General features: G+C 46.6%; 23 protein-coding genes. 5 read left to right on the top strand and 18 right to left on the bottom strand.

The window, feature by feature from the left end; all coding sequences use genetic code 11:
* From lipB to RHEIN_RS17725, 13 genes are all read right to left on the bottom strand, one after another.
* Entirely contained in the window at positions 1-654 is a 654-nt protein-coding gene (gene lipB / locus RHEIN_RS17785; protein WP_008900371.1) for a lipoyl(octanoyl) transferase LipB, read from the bottom strand.
* Positions 655-988: 334 nt separating this feature from the next.
* Positions 989-1,270, bottom strand: coding sequence for a DUF493 family protein YbeD (gene ybeD, locus RHEIN_RS17780; RefSeq protein ID WP_008900370.1), 282 nt, complete (start codon positions 1,268-1,270; stop codon positions 989-991).
* 105 nt (positions 1,271-1,375) lie between these two features.
* Positions 1,376-2,548 carry a D-alanyl-D-alanine carboxypeptidase family protein gene (locus RHEIN_RS17775; protein WP_008900369.1) on the bottom strand — a complete coding sequence of 391 codons (1,173 nt, stop codon included), beginning with the start codon at positions 2,546-2,548 and terminating at the stop codon, positions 1,376-1,378.
* A gap of 57 nt (positions 2,549-2,605) precedes the next feature.
* Positions 2,606-3,607, bottom strand: a complete 1,002-nt coding sequence (locus tag RHEIN_RS21385; protein ID WP_202797839.1) for a septal ring lytic transglycosylase RlpA family protein — start codon at positions 3,605-3,607, stop codon at positions 2,606-2,608.
* Positions 3,608-3,622: 15 nt separating this feature from the next.
* The gene (rodA, locus tag RHEIN_RS17765; protein ID WP_008900367.1) at positions 3,623-4,738 is read right to left on the bottom strand and encodes a rod shape-determining protein RodA; all 1,116 of its coding nucleotides are present in this window, start codon (positions 4,736-4,738) and stop codon (positions 3,623-3,625) included.
* Positions 4,735-6,609, bottom strand: a complete 1,875-nt coding sequence (gene mrdA / locus RHEIN_RS17760) for a penicillin-binding protein 2 (RefSeq protein ID WP_008900366.1) — start codon at positions 6,607-6,609, stop codon at positions 4,735-4,737. Before mrdA ends, rodA begins: the two co-directional genes overlap by 4 nt.
* Positions 6,610-6,744: 135 nt before the next feature.
* Positions 6,745-7,215, bottom strand: coding sequence for a 23S rRNA (pseudouridine(1915)-N(3))-methyltransferase RlmH (gene rlmH / locus RHEIN_RS17755; RefSeq protein WP_008900365.1), 471 nt, complete (start codon positions 7,213-7,215; stop codon positions 6,745-6,747).
* A gap of 4 nt (positions 7,216-7,219) precedes the next feature.
* On the bottom strand, positions 7,220-7,540 hold the full coding sequence (gene rsfS / locus RHEIN_RS17750) for a ribosome silencing factor (protein ID WP_008900364.1): 321 nt from the start codon (positions 7,538-7,540) through the stop codon (positions 7,220-7,222).
* 53 nt (positions 7,541-7,593) lie between these two features.
* Positions 7,594-8,256 (bottom strand): nicotinate-nucleotide adenylyltransferase, encoded by a 663-nt coding sequence (gene nadD / locus RHEIN_RS17745; protein ID WP_008900363.1) that lies wholly within the window; start codon positions 8,254-8,256, stop codon positions 7,594-7,596.
* Positions 8,237-9,289 carry a DNA polymerase III subunit delta gene (holA, locus tag RHEIN_RS17740; protein ID WP_008900362.1) on the bottom strand — a complete coding sequence of 351 codons (1,053 nt, stop codon included), beginning with the start codon at positions 9,287-9,289 and terminating at the stop codon, positions 8,237-8,239. Before holA ends, nadD begins: the two co-directional genes overlap by 20 nt.
* Positions 9,289-9,774 carry an LPS-assembly lipoprotein LptE gene (locus tag RHEIN_RS17735; protein ID WP_008900361.1) on the bottom strand — a complete coding sequence of 162 codons (486 nt, stop codon included), beginning with the start codon at positions 9,772-9,774 and terminating at the stop codon, positions 9,289-9,291. Before RHEIN_RS17735 ends, holA begins: the two co-directional genes overlap by 1 nt.
* Position 9,775: 1 nt before the next feature.
* Positions 9,776-12,364: a leucine--tRNA ligase gene (gene leuS / locus RHEIN_RS17730; RefSeq protein WP_008900360.1), complete on the bottom strand. Its 2,589-nt coding sequence runs from the start codon at positions 12,362-12,364 to the stop codon at positions 9,776-9,778.
* 143 nt (positions 12,365-12,507) lie between these two features.
* The gene (locus RHEIN_RS17725) at positions 12,508-13,677 is read right to left on the bottom strand and encodes a serine hydrolase domain-containing protein (protein ID WP_008900359.1); all 1,170 of its coding nucleotides are present in this window, start codon (positions 13,675-13,677) and stop codon (positions 12,508-12,510) included.
* A 149-nt stretch (positions 13,678-13,826) separates the two neighbouring features.
* Here RHEIN_RS17725 and RHEIN_RS17720 point away from each other — a divergent pair, with 149 nt between their 5' ends.
* The 3 genes from RHEIN_RS17720 to yjjG all read left to right on the top strand — a co-directional run bounded on the left by RHEIN_RS17720 (position 13,827) and on the right by yjjG (position 17,454).
* On the top strand, positions 13,827-14,282 hold the full coding sequence (locus RHEIN_RS17720; RefSeq protein WP_008900358.1) for a zinc ribbon-containing protein: 456 nt from the start codon (positions 13,827-13,829) through the stop codon (positions 14,280-14,282).
* A gap of 74 nt (positions 14,283-14,356) precedes the next feature.
* Positions 14,357-16,747 (top strand): Lon protease family protein, encoded by a 2,391-nt coding sequence (locus tag RHEIN_RS17715; protein WP_008900357.1) that lies wholly within the window; start codon positions 14,357-14,359, stop codon positions 16,745-16,747.
* 23 nt (positions 16,748-16,770) lie between these two features.
* Complete coding sequence (yjjG, locus tag RHEIN_RS17710) at positions 16,771-17,454, top strand: pyrimidine 5'-nucleotidase (RefSeq protein ID WP_008900356.1); 684 nt, start codon at positions 16,771-16,773, stop codon at positions 17,452-17,454.
* 15 nt (positions 17,455-17,469) lie between these two features.
* Here yjjG and RHEIN_RS17705 read toward each other — a convergent pair whose 3' ends face one another.
* Together RHEIN_RS17705 and RHEIN_RS17700 are read right to left on the bottom strand one after the other, a co-directional pair.
* The gene (locus RHEIN_RS17705; RefSeq protein ID WP_008900355.1) at positions 17,470-17,745 is read right to left on the bottom strand and encodes a hypothetical protein; all 276 of its coding nucleotides are present in this window, start codon (positions 17,743-17,745) and stop codon (positions 17,470-17,472) included.
* Between the two features lie 170 nt (positions 17,746-17,915).
* A complete protein-coding gene (locus RHEIN_RS17700) occupies positions 17,916-19,826 on the bottom strand; it encodes a methyl-accepting chemotaxis protein (protein WP_008900354.1) in 1,911 nt (636 codons plus the stop codon).
* 215 nt (positions 19,827-20,041) lie between these two features.
* Here RHEIN_RS17700 and RHEIN_RS17695 point away from each other — a divergent pair, with 215 nt between their 5' ends.
* The gene (locus RHEIN_RS17695) at positions 20,042-20,686 is read left to right on the top strand and encodes a DUF2959 domain-containing protein (protein ID WP_008900353.1); all 645 of its coding nucleotides are present in this window, start codon (positions 20,042-20,044) and stop codon (positions 20,684-20,686) included.
* On the opposite strand, the gene RHEIN_RS17690 is transcribed toward RHEIN_RS17695, so the two are convergent.
* The 3 genes from RHEIN_RS17690 to RHEIN_RS17680 form a co-directional block, all read right to left on the bottom strand.
* Complete coding sequence (locus RHEIN_RS17690) at positions 20,658-21,410, bottom strand: substrate-binding periplasmic protein (RefSeq protein WP_008900352.1); 753 nt, start codon at positions 21,408-21,410, stop codon at positions 20,658-20,660. The genes RHEIN_RS17695 and RHEIN_RS17690 overlap by 29 nt on opposite strands.
* A 65-nt stretch (positions 21,411-21,475) precedes the next feature.
* The gene (locus tag RHEIN_RS17685; RefSeq protein WP_008900351.1) at positions 21,476-21,952 is read right to left on the bottom strand and encodes a hypothetical protein; all 477 of its coding nucleotides are present in this window, start codon (positions 21,950-21,952) and stop codon (positions 21,476-21,478) included.
* A gap of 155 nt (positions 21,953-22,107) precedes the next feature.
* Positions 22,108-23,376, bottom strand: a complete 1,269-nt coding sequence (locus RHEIN_RS17680) for a cyanophycinase (RefSeq protein ID WP_008900350.1) — start codon at positions 23,374-23,376, stop codon at positions 22,108-22,110.
* A 261-nt stretch (positions 23,377-23,637) separates the two neighbouring features.
* Here RHEIN_RS17680 and nagZ point away from each other — a divergent pair, with 261 nt between their 5' ends.
* Entirely contained in the window at positions 23,638-25,452 is a 1,815-nt protein-coding gene (nagZ, locus tag RHEIN_RS17675; protein WP_008900349.1) for a beta-N-acetylhexosaminidase, read from the top strand.
* The last annotated feature ends 16 nt before the right edge of the window (positions 25,453-25,468 follow it).

Here is a 25,468-nt window from a genome sequence, read left to right as displayed (position 1 = left end):
TTACTCACTTAACCCTGTTTTGTGTTCAGTCTGGCTAACTGCCAACTGGGCAACAAATTGTGACTGCAGCGCCTGTCTGGCTTCATCCACAGATTGTGGACCTGCAATATCTTTGGTTTGGATCATCTGCATGCCGGCATAACCACATGGATTGATCCTGGAAAAAGGTGATAAATCCATATTCACGTTTAAAGCCAGACCATGAAAGGTACAGCCTTTTCTTACCCGCAATCCAAGCGAGGCGACTTTTTGTTCCTGCACGTACACACCAGGTGCATCGGCTTTGGCATAAGCTTCAATGCCATAAGGAGCTAAAGATTTAATGATCACCTGTTCAATTAAGGTCACCAGTTCCCGTACGCCGAGCTTACGTCTTTTGATATCCAGCAACACATAAGCCACCAACTGACCAGGGCCGTGATAAGTGACCTGGCCGCCTCTGTCTACCTGCACCACAGGAATATCACCTGGCATCAGCAAATGTTCTGCTTTACCGGCCTGACCCTGAGTAAATACCGGGTCATGTTCCACAAACCACAGCTCGTCCGGACTTAGTTCTGTCCGCTCATCTGTGTATTTTTGCATGGCCTGCCATACCTGAACATAAGGCTTGCGCCCTAAGTTCCGTATCACTAAGCCTTGAGAGTCAACCACAACGAACTCCGGTTCAGTTGAAAGTGCCGCATTATATACCCAAGTGACTTCAAGATACAGAATTCAGCGGGAGATAAAAGCGCTTTAGGCAAGGCAGCTGTTGGAAGCTTTAGTGGTTCTAAAGCGACAACAGTTAACGCGGCATAAAGCGCTTTTAGTCCCGCCCTACGGGAGTCGCTGGGCGATTGCACTGCTGTGTTAGCCTGTCTCACAAGGTAGACGACATTGCTTCGCCAGGCTGCCTTGCATTGCAAGCGCCCAGCGGCTCTGAAACTCGTATCTTGAGGTCACTTGGGTATACCTGCACTGCCAACAAAAAGGGCAGTGTCACTCATCAGATCACATAACGAACCAGTTCTAAACGGCCAAGTTCTGTGTACAGCAGTTCCATATGCTCTTTGCTGGTGACAGTCACAGATACTGATACTGAGTGATAACTGCCTTTGCTGCTGGGGCGAATTTGCGGATTGTAGTCGTCCGCTTTGGCGTGTTCCTGCAGCACAACCACTATATGATCGACCAGTTCAGGTACTGCCACACCCAGCACTTTAAAGTTTACAGAGCATGGAAACTCTAAAAATTCATCAAAGCGGGTGTCTTTTACTTCAATTGTCATGATGTTCTGCTCGCAAAAATAATTTTGATCGACTGTATAGGTCTATTTTAACAAAAAGTCCCGGCTTTGCCGGGACTGTTTTTATCTCTGGCTATGTTTCCATACTTATTGGAAGCGCATTTTCACCATATCTACTAAGCGGCTGAATAAGCCAGCTTGTTCGATATCTTCCAGCGCAACTAAAGGAAATTCGGCGATGTCTTTGTCACCTAATTTCAGATAAACGGTGCCCAAAACCTGGCCTTTAGATATTGGGGCAATCAGTTCCTGATTCAATTTAAAGTCAGCTTTTAAATCTTTACGCTGATTACGTTGCAAGGTAATAGGGGTTTCAGAAAGAACACCTAAAGTAATGATCTCTTTAGTGCCTTGCCAAACCCTTTGTTCAGCAAATTTTTCACCGGCTTTATAAGGAGAAAAGGTTTCGAAAAAACGAAAGCCATAAGTCAGCAACTTTTTGTTTTCAGCTTCACGGATTTTTGCGCTGTCTGTGCCCATGACGACAGAAATCAGCCGCATATCATCTTTAGTAGCCGAGGTCACCAGGCTATAACCGGCATCTGAGGTGTGACCTGTTTTGATACCGTCTACGTTCAGGCTTTTATCCCACAATAAACCGTTACGGTTGTATTGTTTAATGCCGTTAAACACATACTCTTTTTCAGAATAGATTTTGTATTCGTCTGGCGTGTCACGAATTAATGCAATCGACAGTTTTGCCATATCACGGGCTGTTGTGCGCTGGTTTACATCAGGTAAACCATGGCTATTGGTAAAGGTACTGTTGTCCATGCCCAAACGCACCGCATGGGCATTCATCAGCTCTACAAAAGCGCCTTCAGTGCCTGCTATATGTTCCGCCATAGCGACACAAGCGTCGTTACCTGATTGCACAATAATGCCGCGGTTTAGCTCTTCAACGCTGATAGTTTCGCCTACTTCAATAAACATTTTGGAAGAGTCTGAATACTGTTTTGCCCAGGCGTTTTCAGTAATAGTTACAGGATCAGATGGTTTGATAGTACCGTTTTTAATTTCTGTACCAATAATGTAACTGGTCATCATTTTAGTCAGGCTGGCTGGCGCTAATAATTCATCCGCATTGCCTTCCGCCAATACAGCGCCAGTATGGTAGTCCATCAGGATATAACCCCTGGCGTTTACTTCAGGAGGTTGTGGCGTCATTTGTGACGCTGTCAGTGGTGCTGTTTGTCCGGCTGCTAAAAAACTGGCAACACCAAAGGAGCAAGCAATAAAAATTCTGGAGTACGTATTCATGAGACCTTTCTTATGTTGTTGAGCTGAGTTCATTCTTAAACGAAATCAACCGTGGTTTTAACCACAGCTTTTTTTATCTGTAATATAAGCCGATGGATAATCAGCACTTTTAAAACGTTCCAGCCAGCTATTCGCTTCGGCCGCTGATGGCATTGGACCCGCCAGTAAACGGAAAATTCCATTGCCATCGTTAATTTGTGTGGAGATAGACCATTGTTGTTGTAAATCCATACCTAACTGCTGCAGTTTGTCTTTATTACTGCTGGCAACCAGTTGAATAAAGCAGCCTGTCACTTTGGATCCTGCAGCTACCGGCGCCGTTATTACTGCAGTGGGAGTGGTTCTCATTGGTGCAGTAACTGGCGCAGGGGTGGCGATGCTGCCTGGCCTTGGACCCGCAGGGTTAGAGGCTATGGTCGTTTCTTCAAACTGATTGCCTTTATTGCCCAATCCCATGGCATAACTTTCCTGATTGACCATAGCTGGAGACGCCAACAGTTCGACCTGAACCCGGGCTGTGCCTCTGCCCATCATGCCAATTTTATAAGCGGCCGAATAAGACAAGTCGATCACTCTGTCCTGATGAAATGGGCCACGGTCATTCACCCGCACTATGGCTGACTTACCATTATCCAGGTTGGTCACCCGAACATAAGAAGGTAAAGGCAGGGTTTTATGCGCAGCTGACATAGCAAATACGTTATAAACTTCACCGTTGGAGGTCAGATGACCATGAAATTTATGACCGTACCAGGACGCTATACCGGTTTCCTTGTATTCCATCAGATCGGTGCGGGGTGAATAATCCACACCATAAATATTGTAGGGCTTGTTACCACCACGGCTGAGCGCTTCTGCTTTTGGTTCAGGATCCGTCATCTCCAGTAAAGTAGGTAAACGATCCGGATGGCTGTCAGTGGCTTGTGAATAACGGCCTTTGTTCGGTTCTTCCCAGCTTGGTGCTGGTTTAGTTTGGGCTGATTTTTGTGCCGGTGCCGGAGTTTGTGAACAGGAAGCCAGCACCAAAGTACAACATAACACGCTTAATTTTTTTATCATTCTCTTCTGCATCTTCTACTGCTGAGCTAAAAGTCGTTTATGGGTGCTGATGGACATTAGCATACCAAAACCTGCCATCAGTGTAACCATGGATGTCCCGCCGTAGCTCACCAAAGGCAGGGGAACGCCCACTACAGGTAATAATCCGGATACCATACCAATATTGACAAAAACATAAACAAAAAATGTCAGGGTAATACTGCCAGCCAGCAACTTGCTGAAATTGTCCTGAGCCCGACTTGCGATAATCAAACCACGGGCAATGATAAAGGCATACAAGGCCAGCAGGAATAATACTCCTATCATGCCTAGCTCTTCGCTGAAGACAGAAAATATAAAGTCAGTATGACGTTCAGGTAAAAACTCAAGTTGAGACTGAGTACCATGCATCCAGCCTTTGCCTTCAAAACCACCTGAGCCTATAGCTATTTTTGACTGAATAATATGATAGCCAGAGCCTAAAGGATCACTTTCTGGATTGATAAAGGTCAACACCCGGCGCTTCTGGTAGTCGTGCATCACAAAAAGCCACATACTGTAGCAGCCAACAGGGATAATTAACGCCAGTGCTGTGATTATGCGCCAGCTCATACCGCCCAAAAACAGCACAAAAATGCCAGCTACAAAAATCAGAATAGAGGTGCCTAAATCGGGTTGTTGCTGAATAAGCACAGTTGGAATAGCGCACATAATAAAACCGATGATCAAATGCCGGAATTTCAGCGGTAAAGGGTGTGAAGAGACATACCAGGCCACAGCCATAGGCACGGCTAGTTTCATCACTTCAGAAGGCTGAAACTTCATAAAACCTAAATCCAGCCAACGTTGTGCTCCTTTGCCGACATGGCCAAAAGCCAATACCATAACGAGCATCGCTGTGCCTGCCAAAAATAACGGGACAGCCCAGAAGCTAAAAGTTTGAGGCTTCACCTGGGCTAAAAACAACATAGCGCCAAAGGCAATCACTAATCTGGTACTGTGCGCCGCCATCATATCCCAGTGTTGACCACTGGCGCTGTAGAGCACAAATAATCCTGTAATGCACAGCAGCAACAAACCTGCTAATAAAGGGCCATCTAAATGCAGCTTGGCCAGCAGTCCTTTATGGCTTGGGTCTTTCAGCCGATTCATGGTTGGGCTCCTGCTGCACTTTGACGTGTGAAGTAATAATCCATCATTTTACGGGCTATTGGTGCTGCATTTGAACCACCACCGCCAGCGTTTTCAACAGTCACAGTCAATGAAATGGTTGGATTTTCTGCTGGTGCGTAGCCGATAAACATAGCGTTGTCACGATGAATCTCTTTAATTGCATTGGCATCATACTTTTGGTTGGCTGCCATATTAATGACCTGTGCCGTGCCTGTTTTACCGCCAGCACTGTAACTGATGCCTTTAAACGCATTAAAACCTGTGCCGCCTTGTACCATAAGAGTTTGACGCATAGCTTCTTTGGAAATCTGCCAGTTGTTGGGGTTTTTGACCTCTATAACACGTTCCAGTGGAGCAATAAGGCTGGTATCTTTCAGCTGGTTACGAAAATAACGGCCCATATGCGGCGTAGGTTTTAAACCATCGTTCAGCAGAATAGCGGTAGATAAAGCCAACTGCATAGGGGTTGTACTCCAGTAGCTTTGGCCTATACCCAAAGACACTGTGTCACCAGGAAACCAGTTTTGCTTGTGCCGTGCTCTTTTCCATTCTTTGGATGGCATAAGGCCGGCACTTTCCTCCATTACATCTATACCGGTACGGGAGCCAAAACCAAACTTTTTCATATAATCAGAAATTCGATCTATGCCAAGCTTTACCGCTAAGTCATAAAAGTAGGTATCACAACTTTTAGTAATTGCAGTGTACACATCCACCCAGCCATGGCCCCATCTGACGTGGTCGCGGTAAGGCCGGCTGTAATTCGGCAGCTTATAAAAGCCCGGATCCGCTATACGGCTTTGTTCTGTAACAGTTCCGTGCTCCAAACCTAATATCGCCATATGAGGTTTGATGGTTGAGGCGGGTGGATACACGCCCTGAGTAACCCGGTTTACTAAAGGACGGTCAGGAGACTCCAGCAACTCACGGTAGTTTTTACCGCTGATGCCATGCACAAATAAATTCGGGTCGTAGCTTGGATTACTGTAAAAAGCGATAACGGCACCATCACGCGGATCCATAGCCACTATAGCTCCACGGTTTTCGCCCAGCAGCTCTTTGGCTTTTTGTTGCAGATGCATATCAATGGACAGGATCAGATCATCACCTGAAGTCGCAGGTTTGGAATCGAGAATACGGATCACCCGGCCTCTGTTGTTTACTTCCACCTGCTGAAACCCCACCTGACCATGCAGCTGGCTTTCGTAATAACGTTCAAGACCAATTTTGCCTATATCCCGGCTGGCGGCGTAGTTTGCTGTAACGCCTTCTTCCTCAAGTTTATCCAGCTCTTTGGCGTTAATTTTGCCGATATAACCTATGGCATGAGTAAAGAGTTCACCATAAGGATAGTGACGGGTTAAACGGGCTTCTAAAGTGACACCAGGTAATCTGTGCTGATTAACCGCTATGATAGCCACTTCCTGTTCAGTCAGATGCTCTTTGACCGCTATGCTGACAAAACGTCTGTGGTATTTCACTTCTTTTAAAAACTCTTGCTGACGCTCAGGAGAAATCTCAATCAGTTTGGCTAATTCTGCCAGCATTTCAGGGATATTTTTCACTTGCTCGGGGATCAATTCTACCGAATGAATAGGGCGGTTTTCGGCTAATAAAATACCGTTGCGATCGTAAATCAGCCCCCTGTTCGGCGGCTGTGGAATAAGTTTGATTCTGTTGCCATCGGCACGAGTCACATAATGGTCGTGCATCACCACTTGTAACTTATATTGGTTAAACACTACAACCAAAAAACAAATCATCACCACCACAAAACCAAACAAAGCCCTTTGATTAAACATCTGGCTTTCAGCTGCAGGGTCCTGAATGGAGGGGCGTCTTTTAATCATGGGTAATCGCGGCTATGGATGAAAATAAGGTGAATGGTACTGCTGTTTCCACAAATAAGAGCCTGGCTAAATCAAAAAAAGCTTTTTGTCTTTTGGTTTTAGGGTATTGAATTAACGGGCGTTTTCTTGTCATGGTTATTCGCGATGGTAGGGGTGGTTTGTACTAATGCTCCATGCCCGGTACAGGCTTTCTGCCAATACCACTCGAACCATAGGGTGGGGCATAGTCAAAGCAGACAATGACCATTTGCCTTCACTGGCTGCGATACAAGCTGGTGCTAAACCCTCTGGGCCTCCCACCAGTAAACAGACATCACGGCCATCCATTTGCCATTGTGTCAGTTTTTGTGCCAGCTGTGGACTGCTCCAGTTGGCACCTTCCACCTCCAGCGTAATAATGCGGGCGCCTTTTGGAACAGCGGCCAGCATTTTTTCGCCTTCGGTTTCCAGAATACGTTTAATGTCCGCATTTTTCCCGCGTTTACCAGCAGGAATTTCAATCAAATCCAATGGTAAATCACGCGGAAAACGACGGGCATATTCTTCATAAGCCGTAGTGACCCAATCAGGCATTTTAGTGCCGACTGCAATCAACATTAACTTCATGCCGTTAAGCGCTCCAGAGTTTCTCTAACTGATAAAAACTGCGGCTGTCTTCCTGCATGACATGAGCAATCACATCACCCAAATCAATCAGTACCCACTCACCTGAACCTTCACCTTCAATGCCTAACACACTGATACCCGCTTTTTTCGCTTCTTTGGCCAGATGATCTGCAATAGAACGGGTATGGCGGTTTGAGGTGCCTGAGCAGATCACCATTGAATCCGTCACATTGGATTTTTCGCTGACATCCAGGCTGACGATATCCTTGGCTTTCATGTCGTCCAGCTTGTCTAGGACGAATGCTAATAACTCTTGTGCTTGCACCTTTTTACTCCGGGATCTAAAAACGCGATATGTTAACACTTCTTGCAGCGATCTTATATGCCGCTGTACAGCCTTTCTGCTTTTATATACTGTAATACTTCGGCGCTGAGCAGCTGATTTAGTTCGGCGCTTTGCTGATTATTTTCCAGCAATGTCCGAATTTCAGTAGCGCTGAGCTCAAGAGGGGGATTATCCAGCAGCATTATTTTGCCTGAATCCAGTAAATGCAGGTCTTGTAAGGCCCTGGTGCCATACTGTTCGAGCAGTTCAGGGCAATCGCCATCTGCTGCTGTACTGCCTGGTCGTTGACAGACCACCAGATGCGCCAGTTGCAAAATACTTTGCCACTGATGCCATTGTTTAAAGTACGCCAATGAATCCATACCCATTACAAATAAAAGCCCACCCCTTGGATGTTGTTCCCGCAATAAACGCAAACTATCCACAGTGTACGAAGGGCTGTGTTTATTCAGCTCCAGTGGCTGAAGATGCACACCTGGAATATGCTGAATGGCGAGTTGTACCATGGCAGCTCTGTGTTCTGCACTAACGCCAGGACTGGCGCGATGAGCAGGCAGGTGGCAGGGCATTAATTGCACTTCACTGACAGCACAATGTGTTAACACGTACTGAGCACAAGCCAAATGAGCCTTATGTATAGGGTCAAAAGTGCCGCCAAACACGGCAAAGGCGCGATCAGGGCGTGAAGTCGGCATAACGCTGCTGCAATGAAAATACTTTGGATACGGGGCTGACCAGTAAGCTGACTAAATGCGCTAAAGCCAGTTCAGGTTTATTTAAAGCGCCGGATTTAAAAGCCCGGTCAAAGGCGGCCAGTTCCTGCTGCACATAACCCAGCCATTTTGCTGGTAAACGTGACACCGCTGTTTGATACATAGGCTGACGTTTAGGCCAGATGGCATTTTTTTTGAAAAAATCCGCCAGCGGTTTGCCTTGCTGCTGGGCCAGATGCATTTGCATCAGGGTGGTGACTTCTTTTTGCAATTGCCAGGCAATAATCACAGGCTCTGTGTCTTGTTGTAATAAACGGTCAAGCCGGTGCAGGGCTTCGTTGCCCTGGCCTGACAGCAGAGCATCCACCAATTGAAACACAGAAAAATGCGACTGGTCGGCCAAATGCTGCTCTAAAAGCTCTGCATCCACAGTACCGCTAACAAGACTTAAGCCGAGCTTTTCCAGCTCCTGCGCCGCAGCCAACAGATTACCAGCGCAATGATGCTGCATCAGCGTGATGGCATCCGGGGTTAAATGCAGTTTCAATGCAGAGGCACGTTGCTGTAACCAGCGGTGAAACTGCTGATCGTCCAGTGGATAAAACTGCACCTGCACTGCCTGTTCTGCCAGAGTTTTAAACCAGGCGGATTTAGCGTAGTCATTGGCATTTTTGGCAGCGTGTAACACCAGGATCAGATCCGGATGTAATAAAGAGGGCAGTTGTTTTAACAGGTCGGTGGCGCCTGTGGGCAATTTAGCCGGTAGTTCCAGCTCAAATACGCGGCGGGGAGAAAATAAGGATAAATTATTCAGTTCCATCAGAAAGTCGTTCCAACTGAAACTATTGTCCCAGCTGTAACTTTGCCTTTCATCAAAGCCGTGTTTTTTCGCAACAGCACGAATTAAATCTATGCTTTCCTGTTTTTGCAGCGGCTCTTCACCAAACACCAGATACACCGGTGCCAGGTTTTTTTGTAACTGTGCAGCAAGCTGATTGCTATACAGTTTCAGCATTAGCGGATCCGGTTTAACTGACGAATAATACGGCTGGCCGCCTGAGAACGTAATTCCTGCAGTAGCAAATCAAGTTCTTTGGCTTTGGCAAGAGCCAGGTTTGGATCGTCCTGATAATCACGGGTTAATTCAAACTGATACTCCACAACCTCTTGATCCGGCAACAATAACTGATACTTCACTCTGTAAATCAGCTCGTATTCTGCGACCTGACCGTTGGGGAATAAGGACAAAGTACGGCGTTCCAGACTATCTTGCTGCAACATCAGAGCAGGAGCTTTTGGATCCAGCTCGCTCAGCAGTTTCACTTTATTACTTTCCAATTGCTCCGATAACAGGCTTGCCAGTTCCGAATGTTTTTTGGCATCGACAAAAATAGCCGGATAACGTTCCAGCGGCAGGCTGCCACGCAAGTGGAAGCCGCAACTGGTTAACAGCAGGCTGCTTGCAAGCAGCAGCCCTGTCCATACGAAGTGTTTTTTCATTTTATCCTACGGCTAAGCTCAGCAGTTTACCTGGCACATAAATCACTTTACGGATAGTGACGCCCTCAAGGAAGCGCTGCACATTTTCTTCAGCATGGGCCAGTTCCAGCACCTGTTGTTCAGTCGCATCAGCTGAGACTGTCACTTTGGCTCGGACTTTACCGTTAATTTGCACCACCACCAGTTTTTCATCTTCCACCATAGCTGCAGCATCAGCCACTGGCCACGGGCTTTGTTCCAGTGCAACACTGAAGCCTAATTCCTGCCACAGGTGCTGAGACAAGTGAGGAGTGAATGGGTTCAGTAACTGAATTAAAGTCTGAATACCTTCACGTTTCACTTGTTTGTCGGCGTCTGTATCCACCGGTGCTTTTTGCACCTTATTTGCCAGCTCCATAATGGCCGCAATAGCGGTATTAAAGGTGTAACGACGGCCAATATCATCCGATACTTTAGCAATAGTTTTATGAATGTCGCGGCGTAAGGCTTTTTGATCGGCATTTAATTCAAGCGCCGTGGAAGCATCACCAAACAAGTCTTTGTGCTCAGAAGCTAAAGTCCAGATACGGCGTAAGAAACGGTTTGCGCCTTCTACTGCTGAGTCCTGCCATTCCAGAGTTTGCTCCGGTGGCGCGGTAAACATCATAAATAAACGCACTGTATCGGCACCGTACTGATCGATCACCAGCTGCGGGTCTATACCGTTGTTTTTCGACTTGGACATTTTGCTCATGCCCGCCGACAACACTGGCTTGCCATCTGCTTTTAAAACAGATGCTGTAATACGGCCTTTTTCGTCACGTTCTGTCGCCACATCAGCAGGCGAGAACCACTCTTTACCACCGTTTTCAGTTTCACGGTAGAAGGTTTCAGCCAATACCATGCCCTGACACAATAAGCGCTTAAATGGCTCGTCGCACTGCACTAAGCCTACGTCACGTAACAGTTTGTGGAAGAAACGGGCGTACAATAAATGCAGAATAGCGTGTTCAATACCACCAATGTACTGATCGACTGGCAGCCAGTAGTTGGCTTTGGCCGGGTCCAGCATGGCTTTGTCATGATCCGGGCTGCAGTAACGGGCATAGTACCAGCTCGATTCCATAAAGGTGTCGAAGGTATCGGTTTCATGGAAAGCGGCCTGACCCTTGTACGTGGTTTTTGCCCACTCCGGGTCTGCTTTGATAGGAGAAGTCACGCCATTCATCACCACATCTTCAGGCAAACGCACTGGCAGCATCTCTTCCGGTACTGGCACTTGAGTACCATCTTCCAGAGTCAGCATAGGAATAGGTGAGCCCCAGTAACGTTGACGGGATACACCCCAGTCACGTAAACGGTAATTCACTTTAACCTGACCTATACCCATAGCGCTTAACTTGTCGGCTATAGCTTTAAAAGCAGCGGTAAAATCTAAACCGTTAAATTCGGCTGAATTAACCAGCACACCTTTTTCAGTAAAGGCGGCAGTGGTTAAATCACAGACTGCAGTGCTGCCTGCTTCTGGCTGAACTACTTGTTTAATCGCCAGACCGTATTTAGTGGCAAATTCATAATCGCGCTGATCGTGACCAGGCACTGCCATCACAGCACCTGAGCCATAATGCATCAGTACAAAGTTCGCAACCCAGACCGGTACTTGTTCACCTGTTAAGGGGTGAATAGCAAATAAACCTGTTGGCGCGCCTTTTTTCTCCATGGTCGCCATATCGGCTTCGGCCATTTTTCCGCCTTTGCAGTCGTCAATAAAAGCCTGTAATTCAGGGTTATTCACAGCAGCTTGTTGGGCTAATGGATGCTGGGCGGCAACGGCAACATAAGTGACACCGTATAAGGTATCTGGGCGGGTGGTGTAGACCGACATGGTTTGGTCAGAATCTGCCACTTTAAACTCGATCTCAACGCCTTCTGAGCGGCCGATCCAGTTTTTCTGCATAGTTTTAACTTGCTCAGGCCAGTCGTCTAACTGGTCTAAGTCTTGTAATAATTCTTCGGCGTAATCGGTGATTTTGATAAACCACTGTGCCAGTTCGCGCTGTTCTACCAAGGCGCCTGAACGCCAACCGCGGCCGTCGATCACTTGCTCGTTCGCTAATACGCATTGATCCACAGGGTCCCAGTTCACTGTCGCCATTTTTTTGAAGACTAAGCCTTTTTCAAACAACTTAGTGAAAAACCATTGTTCCCACTTGTAGTATTCTGGCTTACAGGTCGCCACTTCGCGGTCCCAGTCGTAACCAAAACCTAAGCGTTTCAACTGGCCTTTCATATAGTCGATATTGGCGTAGGTCCATTTGGCTGGTGCTGTTTTATTGGCTATGGCAGCGTTTTCTGCCGGTAAACCAAAGGCATCCCACCCCATAGGTTGCATCACGTTTTTGCCTTGCATACGCTGGAAGCGGCTGATCACATCACCTATGGTGTAGTTACGCACATGGCCCATATGCAAACGGCCACTTGGGTACGGAAACATGGAGAGGCAGTAGAATTTTTCTTTCGAAGCATCTTCCACTACTTTAAAGGCGTTTGTTTGTTCCCATTCCTGTTGCAGCTGTTGTTCAATCAACTGCGGATTATATTGTTCGTGCATTAAAAACCTTCCAACGTGAAGTCAAAACCAGACCGATAAAACCGGCGGAAAAAATTGCCGCTAGCATACCGCAAGCGAGGGGGGCGCAACAACACTAAGGCTGCGGAATATCACTATTGCGCAGCAGAAAAATGGGGTGTCAGTTATTTACCTGTGTTGGATGGCAGAGACTTCAGCACTTTGCCCACCAATTGATTCAGCTCATCACCATTGCCTATCCAGCGCGCTACCATCAGCAGATCGTTTTCTTTGTCGATGTAGATGATATTACGGCCAGCGCCCTGGAAGGTTACCGCAGTTTCAGGAGCATTCGGCAACGCTTTACGGCCCGGGTTTAAAAACCAGTTGGCAAAGCCGTATTCAGGGTTGGCTGAGCCGCCAGTGCTGGCCATTTTGATCCATTCTTTACTGATGAGTTGCTTGTCCTGCCATTTGCCGTCGCGTAAAAACAAATAACCAAAACGGGCTAAATCCCAGGCATTAATAAAGATACCTCCCCCCCAATGACCACCCCCAGAGACCGACTGCATTTTCTGACCATCCAGTTCAATCCAGCTATTGTCGTAACCATACCAGCGCCAGGTCGACGAAGCTCCAATAGGGGTCATAATCTGCTCATTTAACACTTGGGGCAGAGGTTTACGCCAGACATACAAGGTGGATAACGCCAGCAGGTTGATTCGTACATCATTGTATTTGTAATGACTACCAGGCGTGCGTAACGGCCGTTTTGGCCAGTCAGTCGGTGTTTTTCCTTCAGGTCTGTCAGCCCAGTCAGGTTTGCCCCATAAAGTACCTTGCCAGTCACTGGTTTGACGCAGCAAATGATCCCAGCGAATTTGGCTATTGTGTTCACCCTGATATAAATCGACGCCATATGGCATATAGCTGCCAACTTTATCCTGCAGGTTTTGTATTAATCCTTGTTGCCAGGCAAGACCTGTCACGGTAGTTAAAAAGGTTTTGGCTATGCTGTGGGTCATATCTACAGCTTGGGTATCGCCCCACTGAGCTATGACTGAACCTTTGTAAATAATGATACCGTTGGCTGGGGCACGTGTTTTCATTGGGCCAATAATCTGATCGTAGGGCTCCTTGGCGCCAAAAGTGGTGGCTTGCACTATCGCCTGATCCCGGTCGGCTTTGTTTTCTGCTGCTATGGCATAATCGACAGCCTGCTGCAGCAAAATTGCATCTACTTTTAATTCTGCTGCTGGTTTTTGTTGCCACTGTCCTGCAGGAGGAAAGTAATTCGCCGCACTAGCTGCACTGAACAACAACGTAAAAGCGCTAAAAACAAAATAAAGTTTCATTCACAATCCCTTTTAAAGTTCTGAATGCAGACTGAGCTTCAGAGCAAAAAGCCGCAATAGCCTTGCGACTAAAAAGCCCTGCTACAGGTTTAAAACACAGTGGCTTGTTTGCAGCCGACTATACTAAAGAAAAGTAGTAAGGAGGTTTTATGTCTGAATTTAAAGATAAATATCAGAAATGGCTCAATGAGTTAGCCACTATGTTCAAAGAAGGGCGGCAGCAACAACTGGATCACTTGGTCGAATTTGCTGACACAGTTAAAGCTTATGTCAAAGCGGGCAAAGAGCTGACAGCTTATGAAACTCAGCTTTTTATAGAAACCTTTAAACGTCAGGCCACAGATGCTGAGGAAGCGCCATCGCTTTGGCCTGAAACTTTGTGGTACGAGCTTTCTTTGATCACCGATAAAACCCAAATTGAATGGCAGGAATTGATGCAGGATTTAGAGCATCAGGGCACTTATATTCAAGGAGAAAAAGTGGGCATGGGGCTCTATCAATGCCAGCAATGTCAACAACAACAGGCCTTTTATCATCCAGCCGAATTAGGCGCTTGTGTGTATTGCGGCGGCACGCACTTTAGTCGCGAGGGTCTGCCTTTTTAAAACATTCATTTTATTCAATGATTTGTTAAGATGACGTCATTGTAGTTTTCATCTTTCAACACTGAGCAGGTTGCATGACGCACAACAGCCATAAGTATGCTTTAACCGCCGAACATTTAGGCCCACAACTTGATAAAAACCTGATCCAGCAAGCTTTGGATGTGAGCGGTTTATCCAGTACTTTTATTGGCCAGGACAGAGCAAAGGCGGCTCTTAATTTTGCTATCGGCATGGATATGCCGGGTTACAACCTTTATGTGATGGGAGAGCCTGCTTTAGGCCGCTACACTTTGGTCCAGGATATTCTGCAGCAAGCCGCCAGCGAAAAAGCTACACCGGACGACTGGTGTTATATCAATAACTTTGACGACGAGCGTATTCCGGGCACCTTACGTTTAGTGCCTGGCGAAGGCAAAGTATTGGTGAAAAAGGTGGAAGCCTTAATAGACGAGCTGTTAGATACTTTCCCCGCTGCTTTTGATAACCCGGGTTATCAGCGTAAGAAAAAAGCCATTCATCAGGAATTTGATGATAAATACGAAGCCGCCATTGCCTTGGTGGAACGTAAAGCCTTAGAGCAGCAAGTGGTGTTGTATGAAGAAAACGGCGCCGTCAGCTTTTCGCCTGTGGTGGATGGCAAAGCGCTGGATGACAATGAATTTGCTAATTTATCGGAAGAAAAACGCCAGTTTTTTTACGATTTAGTCTCAGAGCTTGAAACCATTCTGAACGAGCAATTGCTGGAATTACCTCAGTGGAAACGAGAACTGTCGGAAAACCTGCGCGCGCTGCGTCGTGAAACCATTGAACAAGCTATTAAACCCTTGCTGAAGCAGTTAGAACACGACTATTCAGCTGAGTTGGGTGTATTACGTTATCTGCGTGAAATGAAACCCGCTTTAGTTAAAGCCATGCTGGAGCTGTTACCGGAAGAAGCCGAAAGCGATAAGCTGGAAGAACTGGATATTCGTGGCATCTTTGTCGGCGACTTTGTGCCTAATGTGTTGATGCATCACGAATTGATGGACGGCGCTCCTATTATTTTTGAGCCCAACCCAAGCTACGGCAATTTATTTGGCCGGGTGGAATACAGCTCAATGCAAGGCTCCTTATACACCAATTACCGCATGATCCGCCCCGGCGCTTTGCATAAAGCCAATGGTGGTTATCTGGTGCTCGATGCCGATCGCTTATTGTCTCAGCCAAGCCTTTGGGATGCGCTGAAACTGGCATTAAAAACCGGTGAAATACTGATTGATACGCTCAGCGATCATGCTGTCACTAACTCCACCATTATTACGCCTAAGGCTATTCCACTCAGTGTAAAAATAGTGCTGCTGGGTTCACGGGATTTGTATTATCTGGTGCAGGACGTGGACGATGAGTTTAACGAGCTGTTCCGGGTGTTAGCCGACTTTGAGCATTATTTGCCATTTAACGAGCAAACAGTGCGGTATATGTCGCTGCAAATTCAGGATCAAATTCAGCAAATGGATATGGAAACCTTATCCGCTTGTGGTTTAAAGCAGTTGCTGAATTTCAGTTTCCGTCAGGCCGAACATCAGCGTAAATTGTCTGCCCGTTTCGCTGAAGTGCTGGAGCTGGTGCGCGAAGCCTGTTTTTACGCAGCTCAGCATGACTCTGCCGAGCTGCGTGCTGAGCATGTGCAAATGGCGCTGGAAGGCAAACAATACCGCACAGGCCGCATCAGCGAATCCTTTTTGGAAGATATTCAGGAAGGCCAGATTTTAATAGACACTGACGACTGGGCTGTGGGCAAAATTAACGGTTTAACAGTGCTGGAAATTGGTGACACCGCTTTTGGTACACCGGCCCGTATCAGTACCACAGTTTTTGCCGGTTCCACTGGTGTGGTTGATATTGAGCGTGAAGTGGAATTGGGTAAATCCATTCACTCCAAAGGTGTGATGCTTCTAACTGGTTACTTAGGTGCTAAATACGCTCAGCATTTCCCGTTGACCTTGTCGGCCAATATTGCGATGGAGCAATCCTACGGTTTAATAGATGGCGATAGCGCATCCCTGGCTGAGGTCTGTGCGCTGATTTCAGGCATAGCTGATATTCCTATTACCCAAAGTCTGGCGGTGACTGGTTCTATTAACCAGCATGGTCAGGTGCAGGCCATAGGTGGTGTCAATGAAAAAATTGAAGGTTTCTTCCGCCTCTGTGAGTCTCGTGGTTTAACGGGCAAACAAGGTTGTATTATTCCTGCCAGTAACCAGCTCAATCTGGTGCTGAATGATGAAGTGATCAAAGCGGTAGAGCAGGGCCAGTTCCATATTTATGTGGTCAAAGGTGTAGATGAAGCGCTGGAGCTATTAATGGATATGCCGGCAGGTGAGCGTAACAGCAAAGGCCAGTATCCAAAACGCACCATCAACTATCTGGCGTTGCGCCGTCTGGAAGAAATAGCCGAGATAGTCAACGGCTCATCCGACAGTTAACTAAAAATGTAAAGAGTAGTTACGTGAAAGCTTTTTCCTGGATTTTATTCGACGCCGACGAAACCTTGTTTCATTTTGATGCTTATGCCGGTTTACAGCTGCTGTTTAAAGAGTATGGCGTTGACTTTACACCGCAGCATTATGACGTCTATCAGGCTCTGAATCAGCCTTTATGGTTGCAGTATCAAAGCGCAGAAATCAGTGCAAAGCAGCTGCAGGAACAGCGTTTCAGTTATTGGGGTGAGCAACTTAATGTCGCCCCGTCTGTGCTCAACACAGGTTTTTTGCAGGCGATGGCTGAAGTGTGCACACCTTTGCCTGGTGCTGTCAGTTTACTCAATGCACTACAGGGCAAGGCCAAATTAGGCATTATTACGAACGGCTTCACTGACCTGCAGCAAATTCGCTTAGAACGTACAGGCTTACATAACCACTTTGATATCCTGGTGATTTCCGAGCAGGTGGGGGCTGCCAAACCTCATCCGCAAATTTTCACTCATGCCAAAGATCTAATGGGAAACCCTGATCCTGCAAGCGTGCTGATGGTGGGCGATAACCCTATAGCTGATATTGGCGGCGGTAAACAAGCAGGCTTTTATACCTGCTGGTTAAACCGCTTTGATGCAACTTTACCAGCAGGTATTACCGCTGATCTGGAAGTGCAGTCTCTGGAACAACTGGAAACTGCACTAAGCACCTTTCTCTGAAGAAAATATGACAGGTCAGAACATGAAGTTCAGTTTGCCGCTGAACCATAAAGCAGCAACAAAAGCCGGTGTTGCCACTAGCTGAACCACCCATAAGCCGATTTTTTGTGCCTTGCTCAGCGGACCAAAACGATGGAACAGAGTAAAGAGACTCGCCATTGCCAGCAGATAACAAAGCAGCGGCGTAAACCAGCCGGAGCTGTAACTGCACGCTGCTTGAAACGCCACAGCAGCAGTGATGGTAGCCGCCAGATGAAGTTTGATTGAAGTGGAAACTGTTGTTGATTTCATAGATGCGTCCTCTGTTTTTTTAGTGAAGTAACCTGCGTTAAAACAAAGACACGATAAAAGATAAAACTGTGACAAATTTTAGAAAAATAATTTAATCCGATAGATTCGAAGCCTGTTATGGTCATTAAAACCAGAGCGGAGTTTTATGTCCGCTCTGTCTGCTGAATGATTTAGCCAGAGAAACGGCTGGCGAGCTGGTTAAGTTGCTGGGCTATTGTTAATAAGCCCTGTGAGGCTTGTTGCATCTGTTCCGCACTGTTGACGTTCGCCTTATTCACGCTGTTCATCTGTGTTAACTGGCTGCTGACGTCAGCTGTCACCATAGCTTGTTGCTCTGTGGCAGCGGCAATTTGCAGGCTCATACTTTCCAGGCTTTGAATTTGGCCAGCAATAGCACTCAGACTGTGGCTAACCTGCTGACTGAGCTCAACTCCTTGCTGAGCTTTTGCATCAGCCTTGGTGACTGCTGTTACCGCTGCAGAAGTGCTGGAAAGCAGACTACTGATCACATCCTGAATTTCTGTAGTGGAGCGTTGGGTGCGTGCTGCCAGATTACGAACTTCATCTGCAACCACGGCAAAACCACGGCCTTGTTCACCGGCTCTGGCTGCCTCTATGGCCGCATTCAGTGCTAATAAATTGGTTTGTTCGGCTACATTACGGATCACATCAAGAATTTGGCTGATGCTATCGGCTTTTTCTGCCAGCAACTTGATCACGGTTTCCACTTGAGTGACTTCAGCTGACAAACTGCTGATATGGGCACTGGCCTGATCAACACAGGATTTACTCTTGGAACCTAATTGACTGACATTGCTTGTGCTATCAGCGGCCAGCGCAGAATTCTGCGCTATATCCGCCACTGTGGCTTCCATTTGAGCCATTGCCTGGTGCACATTGTTATAAGACACCAGTTGTTGTTGATTTTGCTCCAGACTCAGCGAAGACTGCTCTGATAAGGCTTTGGCCTGGGTATTAAGAGTGATGCTGCTCTGATGAATGTCGCTGATTAAATCGGCAATTTTGCCGATGAATTGGTTAAAGCCATCTGTCAATTGTTGAAGTTCCGCACCTTTTTGCTGTTCAATTCTGACCGATAAATTCGCTTCTCCCTGACCCATACGGGCAAAAAGTTCACCTAATTGCTGAATAGGGCGGCTGATACTGTTACTCAGCAGTATAGATATAAACGCAAAAACCAGGGTCACCAGAAATGCCGTTACCCAACTGGTTTGTTTGATCTGATCCAATACAGAGAAGACTTCATTTTCTGGCACCTGAGCCACTAAATACCAGTCCATACTTGGTACATAAACTGAGGCCAGCACCAGCTTCTGACCCTTCTCTGTTGCAGAAAGCACCTGAATACCTTGTGGTTTTAGCAGGGCACTGAGATCGACTTCAGGTAAAACAGCGGATAATGCTGTACCAATACTTTGCTCTGGATGCAATTGGATCTGACCCTGGGGGTTTACCAGATAAACAAAACCCGTTTGTTCGATTTTGTACTGACTGATCATAGTCACCATTTCAGTCAGCGGCTTGGCGATACCAGACAAACCTCTGCCATCCAACTGTTGGTAGTTGACAAAAATCTGGTAACCCACTTCCGGACTGTTGAACACTGAAACCTGACTGGCTTTGCCACTGTCTTTAAATGCAAAAAACCAGCTGTCTTCCTGCTGATTTAACCTGCGCAAAAAGCCAGCTTCGTTCCAGTAGTCACCCAGTTCTCTGTTGCAAAAAGACGCTGCCTGCAAACCATGGCGTTGCTTTATATTTTCCAGTTCAGCGACCAGCAATTGTTCACGCGCCGGATCTCTGTTGCTGTTCAAAAAGTCATGAAACTGGGGCGACGTTGCTAATTGCTGCGCAATACGGCTCAGATGGTCAATTTCGGTTTCTATACTGGTTTTAATCTGTTGCAGACTTTTTGGCAGTTCGCTGTTGAGCATTCTGTCGGTTAATACCGTCTGAGTCATCGACTGGCTGATCATACTGATCAGCACACTGGCAATCAGCACCGCACTACTTAAACTGAGTAACAACTTGTGTCTGATAGACAAATGGTTAAATTGCATAACTTCCTCTATTTAACCTGAAATGGGGAATAAAAGCCGGAAAAGGCTGACATTTTCTGAGTACAGTCTGTCAATTTTGCCTGTGCTTTGTGTATTTTTTGTGAATGCTAACCTGAGTTAAAAAAAGACTCAAATAGTGTTTGGGTTTCGAGCCAGATGATTTCCGGGCCTTAAGCTAGTACTATGGTTTTTTACACAGAATTCTGGAGTACAGGATGCGACAATTAAGTGGTTTACTGCTGCTTGTTTTATGTCTGACAGGCTGCCAACAAGCCTATTACGCCACCATGGAAAAGTTTGGTGTAGAGAAACGTGAAATTCTGGTCGACAGGGTGAAAGATGCCCGTGATGCGCAGGTGGAAGGGCAGCAGCAGTTTAAAGACGCGCTGGACGAACTCAGTCAGTTGCTGAAATTTCATGGTGGTGATTTACAGCAGAAATACGAAACGTTGGATGCTGAATACAGGCAAAGTGTCAAAGCTGCTGAACTGGTCAGTTCCCGAATCAACAAAGTGGAGTCTGTGGCGGATGCGTTATTCAGCGAGTGGCGAGGTGAACTGGAACAATACCAGAGCGCCAGTTTAAAAGCTCAAAGCAAACAAAAGCTGGTGAGTACGGAAAAGCAATTTAGTCAGTTACTGAAAAAAATGCGTTCTGCTGAAAAGAAAATGCAGCCTGTGCTTAAAATATTGCATGACAATGTATTGTTTTTAAAACATAACTTAAATGCCAAAGCTATTGGCTCTATCCAGACTGATTTTGCTAGTTTACAGCAGGATGTCAGCAGTTTGATCAGTGCAATGAACAAGGCAATTGCAGATTCGAATAAGTTTATTGCTCAGATGCAATCTGATTCTTAAACTTGGTTTTCAGCAAAAGGTTCATCTGCTCTACACAAGTTTCAGGTACGGTTTTTTTACTTAACATCAAATGAATGCTGCTGTTATGTAATAAAAAAGGCAGTAATCTGAGCTGTGACAGTTTTTTGTGCTGACGGATATGATAGTGAGCCACATTGCGGTCTACTATCGAATACTGAGCCCGACCTTGAGCCACCATTTGTAAACGCCTGAATTCTTCTGCCACATGAAACAACCGGCTTTGGCCTTCGTTTTGTTTAAAGTGTTCAAATTCGTCACCGTAGTAGCCAGCAGTATTGACAGCACCGGACCAGCGTTTAGCTGCAAGTTGATAAAAGTCGGTACTGTTCTGTAGTTCAGGATGTTGCGCTATTAAGTTGTTACTCAGCACTGCGGTAATGTTTTCTTCCCGATAAGGCAGCGAAAAATAGGCGTAACCGGCACGTTCTTTTGTGTAGGAAGCGGCAAACACCAAATCCAGTTCGCCTTGTTGAATTTGTTGCAGTGCCCGTTGTTCTGACATTCTAACCAGTTGTAATGAGCTGCCCAGTGTATGAATCAGGCTTCGCACCAACTCAATATCTGAACCCGTGACTGTTTCATCCGTCAGTTGGACATAAGGCAACCAGTCGTTGTTGTACGCCATACGCAGCGACAATGGACAGGGCATAGCAGCAGAAACTGCAAAGCAAAACAAAACACAGCACAACCACAGAACCTTCATCTGCCTGACTCCAGACTTCAGCCAATGCTCTGACTATAGTCAAAAATGGAGCAGACGCCTTGAGTTTATGGATTGCTGACAGCAGGTATTACAGGGGCAGGTTTTAATAGCTCCAACTGGGCTTTGGCTTGTTGCTCTTCGTCTTTTTGCTTAATGCGTACCAGCGAAGCATAAAACTGCGCTGCAGTAAAAGATTGAGTGGACTGGATTAAATCGCTGACGTCAGCTGTGCTTTGTTGCAGCATCTGGCGGAAAATCTCCAGATGGCCATTTTTCTGTAACAAAGGCGCTAAGTTGGTTTCTTCAGCACCATCCCGAATGGTGTAGTACTTCAGCAATAACTCTGCTCTGCTGGCCAGGCTTTGTGTTGGCGCATCGGCAACTGAAGTGGCGACGGGCGTTAGCGTATTTTGTTCTGCTTCGACCGGGATTTGTTCTGATGCAACTTCAGTTTGAGTCAAAGAATTAAACAAAAAAGCGGAGACAATCAAACCACTAAACAGACCCCAAAAATAACTTAACAATGGTGTGGGTTTATACATAACAACCTGCCCGACTACGGCTTAACAACAAAAGACTGTGGCGATTATAACTGGGTAAGCTGCAACCAAGGCAACCTTTTATAGGTTTTTTCCTGCGGTTAAACGAGAAAAAAGCCGGATCTCTGTAGATCTCCGGCTTTTTGTATCTCTACACATCAACTTTGTGGTTTTAAATCAATTTGCATCCGGCCTGGTACTATATCTAAACGGACCTGATGGGCGCTGCTGTTGTCCTTTAAACCATCCAGATATTGCCAGTACCCCTTGGTTTTTTCATCTTTGCTGAAGGTTAAACCAAAGACCAGACCATTGCCCTGATGCAGGTAACTAATGGCTTTGCTGGCCGCTTTGTTATCGGTCAGTTCAAAAGTAATAAAGTCTTTCAGTCGGGTATTGGCACTAAAAACGCCGGACATCACAGGCTGTGGATTGTGGCCGTACTCTGCGCCTGTGGTGGTCACTTTGGCCGGATGAGGTAACAGCTGCTGGCTTTGAACATCGTATTTATCGCCACCTTGCAGATAACTTAAGCGGATATTTTCCATTTGAAACCCCAGCGGGTTCGTCACTTTTTTAGCCTGACGTAAATCAATCACAGTGACACCGCCTGAACCTAAGGCCTGAAATTGACGGGTTTTGGCCTGGTAAAACAAAGCTGAATCTTCATCTACACCATAACCTATAGCAGAGCCAGACTTTTGTTCTGCCACTGCGACAATCAAACGACCAAAACGGGCTCTGCGGTCAAAGTGTTGATCAATCACTCCTTCAGGGAAAAAACCTAAACCGCGGCGTAATTGCAAGGGCTCATCCGCCGCTTCGTCGACTTGTGTATCAGGCTCTGCAATTGCTCTGGCTAAAGCTGTCCAGGACGAGCCTGAGGCAATCATAGCTTCACTCATTATTGCGGCGCCTGCGCTGGTGCCTCCGATAATGCCGCCGCGCTGATAGAGCTGCCAGACCGCATCAAGTACAGGGCTGTTTTTTCCTTCTGCTCTTAAGGTATCCACCAGATGATTTTGATCGCCACCTAAAAACCAGACGGCTGTGGCTTGTTGCACTTGTGCGGCCAGTTTGGGTTCTGCAGCATTGTTACGCCACAAAGACTCATCTTCTGCTGTGCTTTTGTCATCTTTTACCGCTATAGGCAACAATTGCACTTGCTGCTCAGGTACGCCGTATAAAGCCAAATCCTGCTGGAACTGGCGAAAATATTTTACCGGCTGGCTGCTGGCTGCTGGTATCACCACGACTCTGGCTTTATCCACTCCGCCAGCACTCTGAATAAACTGCTGGTACACCGCCTTGTTGGAACTGGCTAAAGCTCCACCAACAATCATCAGTTCGCCCGCAAGCTGAGTTTTTGCGTATAAAAAGGGGCTGCCAAGGCTCAGACCAAGAGCCAGCAGGTAAGTTTTTTTCATCAGGTTCAGACTCCATTTTTGCTTTATTGATTTTGATCTATCTGCTTCATCTGTTGTCACATCCGGCATCTTTGGCCAGATTTTTTATTGATCTTTGTATGACAACAACCCGAGCATAACAAAAGCTGGCATGCTCTCAAAGCGCTGAAGATGGATAAGAGCTTAAATAACGAACAAACAAAAACCATTACAGCAGATGCGGTTACAGAGCTTGTGTTGCCCTGATATAGTGCTCAGATAAACTCAGAATGTGGTGACAAGATGAAACAATATGCACTGCTGCTGGCTGTAGTGACGTTAAATGCGGGAGGTTGTGTGGCACAAACATCAATGGATCAGCAGGAATTACGCCGTCAGATTGGGCAAAAACTGATGATCGATTTACGGCATTTTTGTACTCAAGGTTCATCAGCACAGTGCAAAACCGATTTGACGGAGTTACCCAAAGAGTTTGCCGAAGCTATACAGCAGTTGCATTTAGGTGGGGTGATTTTATTTGCTAATAACTTAAAAGATAAAGAGCAAATTCGTCGTTTAACTGCTGATTTGCAAAGGGCCAGCAGCGATGGCCTGCCCTTGCTGATAGGTATTGACCAGGAAGGGGGCCGTGTGGCTCGCCTGCCGACTCAAGAGTTTCCCGCTTTTGCCGGCAATATGGCCATAGGAGCCACTTTGCCTGTCGCAGGTAGCCGTTATGCTGCCAGCGTAGGCTCTGCCATAGCGCAGCAATTAAACTCAGTGGGCATCAATTTAAACTTCGCCCCTAGTCTGGATGTGAATAACAACCCAGCCAACCCTGTGATTAATGCCCGCTCTTTTGGCGATAACCCACAAGCAGTAGCAGCAGCTGGTGGCGCCATGCTCGACGCTATGCAACAGGCAGGTGTTTTAGGCACCATCAAACATTTTCCTGGTCATGGCGACACCCATGTCGATAGCCATACAGGTTTACCTTTAGTGGAACATGACAAAGCCACAGTAGAAGCTGTTGATTTATATCCATTTCGCCAACTGATTAAACAGCATCAGCCAGCCATGGTGATGACGGCTCATATTCAGTATCCGGCACTGGATAACAGCCGTCTGATCAGCAAAACCGGTGAGGCTCTGATTAAACCAGCTACTTTATCCCGTGCCATTCTGACCGACTTGTTACGTGACGATATGGGCTTTCATGGCATTATCATCACAGATGCGCTGAATATGGCTGGCATCAGTCAGTTTTTTACACCCGCTGAGGCTGTGATCCAAACTTTTGCTGCTGGTGCTGATATAGCGCTGATGCCTTATGAAATGAAAACTCCTGCTGATATAACTGCTTTGACAAAGCTGATTGATCAAGTGGTGCTGGCTGTACAACAAGGCCAGCTTAACAGCGCTGAAATAGCGCAGTCTGCACAGCGCATTACCAGGTTGCGGCAGCAGCTCAAAGCCAGCCCGGCTCAGAAGCTGTTACCTGACGCCAAACGTTTAGAGAATGATCTGCAACTGGAGCGGGAACTGGCAGAGGCAAGCCTGACTCTGGTGGGCACTAATAAATTACAGTTACCCTTAAATTTGGCCGCTTTAAAACTACATCTGATTGCTCCTGATCAAACCAAATGCCAAAGCTGGTTGCAGGCGTTAAGCGGCTGGGGGATAAAGCCTAAGTCAGTGACCTGCAGTGATTTAACTTCTTTTGATCAAAAGCTGGCAATACAGCAAATAGACAAGGCCGATTTGGTGTTAGGTTCGCTGATTTCGCCAGCCCAAAGCGCAGCTGAACTGGGGGTGTTGGCCGACTTGCAGGCTTTACCTGTGATGAAATTAACAGTGGCTGAGCAAAAGACCTTGTTAATGCAGCTATTACAACAAGCTAAAGCTTCAGACAAAAAAACTGTGATGGTGTCTTTACGTACCCCATACGAGCTGGCTGATTTCGCCAACAGTGCTGACTTACGACTGGCGACTTATAGCTACAACCAAAAACCTCAAACCGCAGAGCGGCCATTTTCAGGGCCGGCTTATGATGCGGTGATTGGATTTTTAATGGGGAAAGTTAAATCTGCGGGCCAGTTACCTGTGCTACTCAAATAACCAAGTTGAGATAAGT

Origin of the sequence: Rheinheimera sp. A13L (assembly GCF_000217935.1) — a bacterium.
Lineage (GTDB): Bacteria > Pseudomonadota > Gammaproteobacteria > Enterobacterales > Alteromonadaceae > Pararheinheimera.
The sequence above is the reverse complement of the archived record's forward strand: the minus strand, read 5'-3'. Positions and strand labels throughout refer to the sequence as shown.